Origin of the sequence: Faecalibacterium prausnitzii (assembly GCF_003287405.1) — a bacterium.
Lineage (GTDB): Bacteria > Bacillota > Clostridia > Oscillospirales > Ruminococcaceae > Faecalibacterium > Faecalibacterium intestinale.
The window spans coordinates 1-4,474 of the sequence record NZ_PRLD01000034.1 but is presented as its reverse complement, the minus strand read 5'-3'; the positions used below and the strand labels follow the sequence as shown (position 1 = coordinate 4,474).

Annotated in this window: 7 protein-coding genes; 4 read left to right on the top strand and 3 right to left on the bottom strand. The window is 52.2% G+C overall.

Features of this window, described 5'->3' with window-relative positions:
• Both C4N24_RS14680 and C4N24_RS14675 read right to left on the bottom strand, forming a co-directional pair.
• Positions 1 to 350: cation transporter (locus C4N24_RS14680; protein WP_181573119.1), on the bottom strand; the 350-nt coding region annotated here is incomplete at its 3' end.
• Positions 351 to 423: 73 nt separating this feature from the next.
• The gene (locus tag C4N24_RS14675; RefSeq protein ID WP_015536701.1) at positions 424 to 780 is read right to left on the bottom strand and encodes an ArsR/SmtB family transcription factor; all 357 of its coding nucleotides are present in this window, start codon (positions 778 to 780) and stop codon (positions 424 to 426) included.
• 232 nt (positions 781 to 1,012) lie between these two features.
• Between C4N24_RS14675 and C4N24_RS14670 the strand changes: the two genes are divergently transcribed.
• Genes C4N24_RS14670 through C4N24_RS14655 form a run of 4 tightly spaced genes read left to right on the top strand, consistent with a single transcriptional unit; the run spans position 1,013 to position 4,315 of the window.
• Positions 1,013 to 1,540 (top strand): DUF6921 family protein, encoded by a 528-nt coding sequence (locus tag C4N24_RS14670; protein WP_005935827.1) that lies wholly within the window; start codon positions 1,013 to 1,015, stop codon positions 1,538 to 1,540.
• Positions 1,528 to 2,067 (top strand): hypothetical protein, encoded by a 540-nt coding sequence (locus C4N24_RS14665; protein ID WP_005935830.1) that lies wholly within the window; start codon positions 1,528 to 1,530, stop codon positions 2,065 to 2,067. The genes C4N24_RS14670 and C4N24_RS14665 overlap by 13 nt, the downstream gene beginning before the upstream one ends.
• Positions 2,064 to 3,617: an FAD-binding protein gene (locus C4N24_RS14660; RefSeq protein ID WP_112092005.1), complete on the top strand. Its 1,554-nt coding sequence runs from the start codon at positions 2,064 to 2,066 to the stop codon at positions 3,615 to 3,617. Before C4N24_RS14665 ends, C4N24_RS14660 begins: the two co-directional genes overlap by 4 nt.
• Complete coding sequence (locus tag C4N24_RS14655) at positions 3,614 to 4,315, top strand: succinate dehydrogenase/fumarate reductase iron-sulfur subunit (protein WP_015536699.1); 702 nt, start codon at positions 3,614 to 3,616, stop codon at positions 4,313 to 4,315. The genes C4N24_RS14660 and C4N24_RS14655 overlap by 4 nt, the downstream gene beginning before the upstream one ends.
• Before the next feature lie 44 nt (positions 4,316 to 4,359).
• Here C4N24_RS14655 and C4N24_RS15720 read toward each other — a convergent pair.
• Positions 4,360 to 4,474 (bottom strand): DUF6061 family protein (locus C4N24_RS15720; RefSeq protein ID WP_242983296.1); only part of this gene is annotated, 115 nt, incomplete at its 5' end.

The following is a 4,474-nucleotide window of genomic DNA, read 5'->3' as shown; positions in this document are numbered from 1 at the left end:
GTCTGGTTCATCAGATTCACGGTCGAAGAAGCCACGCCACCCAGCTCACCGACTTCTTTCTCGATTTTTGCTGAGCAGTTCGGACAATCCAGACCTTTCAGGAGATAGACCTTCGTCACCGCAGGTTCGGTCTTTTCCGACACCTCAACATCCGGTTCATGGCTGTGAACGATCGTTTCGACCTGTTCCGCCAGTGTTGTATCCGCAGACTTTTCTGACTGAACGGTCAGTGTCTGCTGCATTAAATTCACAACCGAGGATTCCACTCCCGGCAATGCTCCGACCTCTTTTTCTATCTTGGCGGAACAATTCGGGCAATCCAGACCTTTCAGGATGAATACTCTTTTCATTTTGAACTCCACTACGTTTTCTTAATTGTTCAATCGCTCAACTTAAAAGACAAAAAGATAATCGCTTGCGCGATCATCCTCTTAAATGCTCAAATCCCTTGTCGATGATCTCCTTTACATGATCATCCGCCAGCGAATAATACACGATCTGGGCCTCTCTGCGGAATTTGACCAGTCCGGCAAGCCGGAGTGCTTTCAGCTGGTGAGAGATCGCCGATTTGGTGACGCCCAGCAGAACCGCAAGGTCGCATACACACATCTCGCTCTGTTCCAGAGCATGAAGGATCTGCACTCTTGTGCCATCTCCGAACAGCTTGAAAAGCGATGCAAGCTGGATGTAGTCGTCTTTCGGCTGCATTTTGCCTTTTACATCGTTCACGATGTCCTCATGGATCACATCGCAATTACAGGTGTATAAAGAATTTGACATCAGACGTTCTCCTTGTTTTGTAGTTGAACAACCGTTCAATCATATTATATCTGCTCTTCCTCCGTTGTCAAGAGGAAAAGTTAGCATCTGCTTCCTGCGATTTGTCGTCTAACAGACCTTGACAGCCTCCTTATTTCGCATACAATATAGTTGAGCGTTTACTCAACTGCCGTATTTTGCGCAGAAGATTTTTCATTTGAACAACCATGCAATAAATAAAAGAGGTCTGCCTGTGAAAGGAAAATTCATCACTCTGGTTCTGACATTGGGATTTCTTGCCGCGTTTGGCGTATTTATGCACTCGCCGCCCTCTATTCTGGATGGGCTGACCGGTGCGACCCCGAAAGCGAAACGTGCCGCACAGATGGCCGCACCGCTGGAGGGCAACTATCTGTTCTGCATCAACCCTGCGCTGGAACCGTTTTCCGATGCGGATTTCCGGAATGATCTGAAAGCATTTGTTTCCGGTGAGACAGAAGTCCTTTCCGATGCCGGACTGCCGCACATGACGCTTTCGGTCTGCGAAACAGACTATCCCTTGCTTTGCTATGCAACGGCTCTTTGTGAACGCCTGACTGCTGCCGGAGCAGATGTCACGTTGAAGCAGTACAGCGAAACCATGCTGCGTTCCCGTGCAATCAATGGGCGGTATCAACTGCTGCTGGTTTCGGAAAATACGCTTGATGCAACAGCATTGCCGGATGCAGACATCCTTCTGCTCTCCGCAGAAGAAATGGAGGACCCCTCATGCGAAAACTGAACACCATTCTCTCCGTTCTGCTACTTTTCATCTGTCTGCTTCATGGGCTGATGGGCAGTTTTATGTTGCTGGGCATCAGTTCCGGGGCAGGAAAGTTTCTGGCATGGATCGGCGTTGGCATTCTGGCGGCGCACACCGTCCTTGGGCTTTTGCTGACCGCACAGACATTCCGGGCTTCCCGGTCCGGCGGAAAACTCTACGGAAAGCAGAATGCTCTGTTCTGGGCAAGGCGCACCAGTGGGCTTGCTATTTTGCTCATGCTCTTTTTCCATATTGGCGTGTTCGGCAGAGTGCAGGACGGCGTATACATTCTGTTTCCGTTCACAACGGTCCGGCTGCTGACGCAGCTTTTACTGGTTGCTTCGGTATTTGTGCATCTTCTGCTCAATCTCCGACCCCTTCTGGTATCGCTGGGCATCGTCCGGGATAAGGAGCAGCGCGGCGACCTCTATCTGATTCTTTCTATACTGGTGCTGTTTGCTGCCGGTTCGATCATTCTATATTATATCGGGTGGAACAATGTATGAAACACACTTTGGTGATCGTGGGTGCAGGGCTGGCAGGGCTTTCCGCTGCTTTGACTGCTGTGAAAAACGGCTGGACGGTAAAGCTGGTGTCCTCCCTTGCCTCCGAGCGGGCGCAGTCTGTTATGGCAGAGGGCGGAATCAATGCAGCCTTGAATACCAAGGGAGAGGAGGATAGCCCGGAGCAGCATTATACAGATACCCTGACCGCTGCCTGCGGACTTGCTGACCCGAATGCAGTCTGGGGGATGACGCAGGCTGCGTCCGAACTGGTGCGCAGCCTGCACCATCTGGGAGTACAATTCAACGTGACAGATGACGATGAACTCGACCTGCGGAATTTTGGCGGACAGAAGAAAAAGCGGACGGCCTTTGCACAAAGCGATACGGGAAAGCAGCTAATGACCGCTCTGATTGATGCTGTGCGCCGGGAAGAAAGCGCAGAAACGGTCGAACGCTTTCCACACCATAAGTTCCGCACCCTGCTGCTTTCCGGGAACATCTGCGGTGGCTGCACAGTGCAGGACACCTATACTGGCGAACTGCTGCGGTTTGTATGCGATGCCGTCCTGATTGCCACAGGCGGGCTGCATGGCTTATTCGGTGATACGACCGGCTCTCTTGCCAATACCGGAGAAGTCACCGCAGAACTGTTCCGTCTGGGCGTTCCGATGGCAAATCTTGAAATGATCCAGTACCACCCTACCACAGTCGAACTGGGCGAAAAACGGATGCTTCTGAGTGAGGCCGCCCGTGGTGAGGGCGGGCGGCTGTTTGCATTACGGAACGGGAAGCCGTGGTATTTCATGGAAGAAAAATATCCGGAACTCGGCAACCTGATGCCGCGTGACATCACCGCGCGGGAAGTCTGGACGGTCAGCCGTGACTATGAGGTGTTCCTTGATATGACAGAGCTTCCTAAAGAAGTCATGGAGCATAAACTTGCCGGACTGGTGGATGATTGTCAGACCTATCTGCACAAAGATATTCGCAAAGAACCCATTCCGATTTTGCCGGGTATCCACTACTTTATGGGAGGCATTCAGGTGGACGAGCGGCACCGCACTTCGATGCGGAATCTGTACGCTGCCGGTGAATGCTGCGCTCAGTACCATGGCGCAAACCGTCTGGGTGGAAATTCTCTTCTGGGTGCGATCTATGGAGGACAGATTGCTGCGGAAACTGCCTGCCGGGAAACAGTCAGTTCCCCCAATATGCCCTGTGCCGAAGAATCCCTTCTGCCCGAACTTTCCCCGGACGCTCAAATGCAGATGAATCGTATTCTGCTGAACGCACTCGGTGTCGTGCGGGATGCACAGACATTGGAAGCGGGCATTCAGGAAATCCGCAAACTGTCTGGCACCCTTCCGCTTCTGGGCTGTGCCATGCTGGAAAGTGCCCTCGCCCGAAAAGAAAGCCGGGGTGCGCACTGGCGGGCAGATTATCCCCAACGCAACGATGCCGTTTACTGCAAAACCACCGTGGCACACTGGAACGGGCAGCATATCGCCATCAGCTTTGAATCCATCCCCGAAAGGCGGCATGATTTATGAACTACACCATCCGAATCAAACGGCAGGAAAACCCGCAGGCTTCACCCTGCTGGCAGGAGTTTTCCTTTGAGGGAAGTGCGGACACCTCGATTGCTTCGGTGTTGAACGAGCTGAATCACCGCAGCCCTCTGTGCGAAAAGAGCGGAACGGTCGTTTCCCCCATTGCGTGGGAATGCGGCTGCATGATACGCAAGTGCGGTGCCTGTGCCATGCGGATCAATGGTCTGCCTCGTCTTGCCTGTTCCGTTTTTCTGCGGGACTGTAAGGGAAGCGTTGTTACTCTGGAGCCTTTGAGCAAATTCCCACTGGTGAAAGATCTGGTCGTAGACCGTTCCGTGATCTTTGAAGCACTGAAGCGGACAAAGCTGTGGCTAGAAGGAGATGCGTTCCAGACCAGCTATACGCACAGCCAGCGGTATCGATCTGCTAAGTGTCTGCTCTGTGGCTGCTGCTTGGAGGTCTGCCCGAACTTTGACCCGAACAGTGAATTTGCTGGAGCTGTTCTGCCCGTCAACGCTTACCGTATTCTGAACGAAGAACAGGATATTGCCCATCAGACAGAACTCGCAAATGCGTATCGTCAGCTTTATTTTGAAGGCTGCGGAAAATCTCTTGCGTGCCAGGACATCTGCCCAGCCGGAATCCCGGTCGAAGAACTGATGTCACGTTCCAATGCCGCAGCGGTCTGGAAGCGATAAAGTGTAAAAGGGTATGCGGTTTATAGCCGCATACCCTTTTATGCTTAATCTTCTAATCCGTGACTTCCCGCCACATTCTTCAGATACTCCTCTGGTTCGCCGTTCAGAATCAAGTCTGCATAGCCAAGCGGGTCATTGTAGATGAGATAATCTAACTCC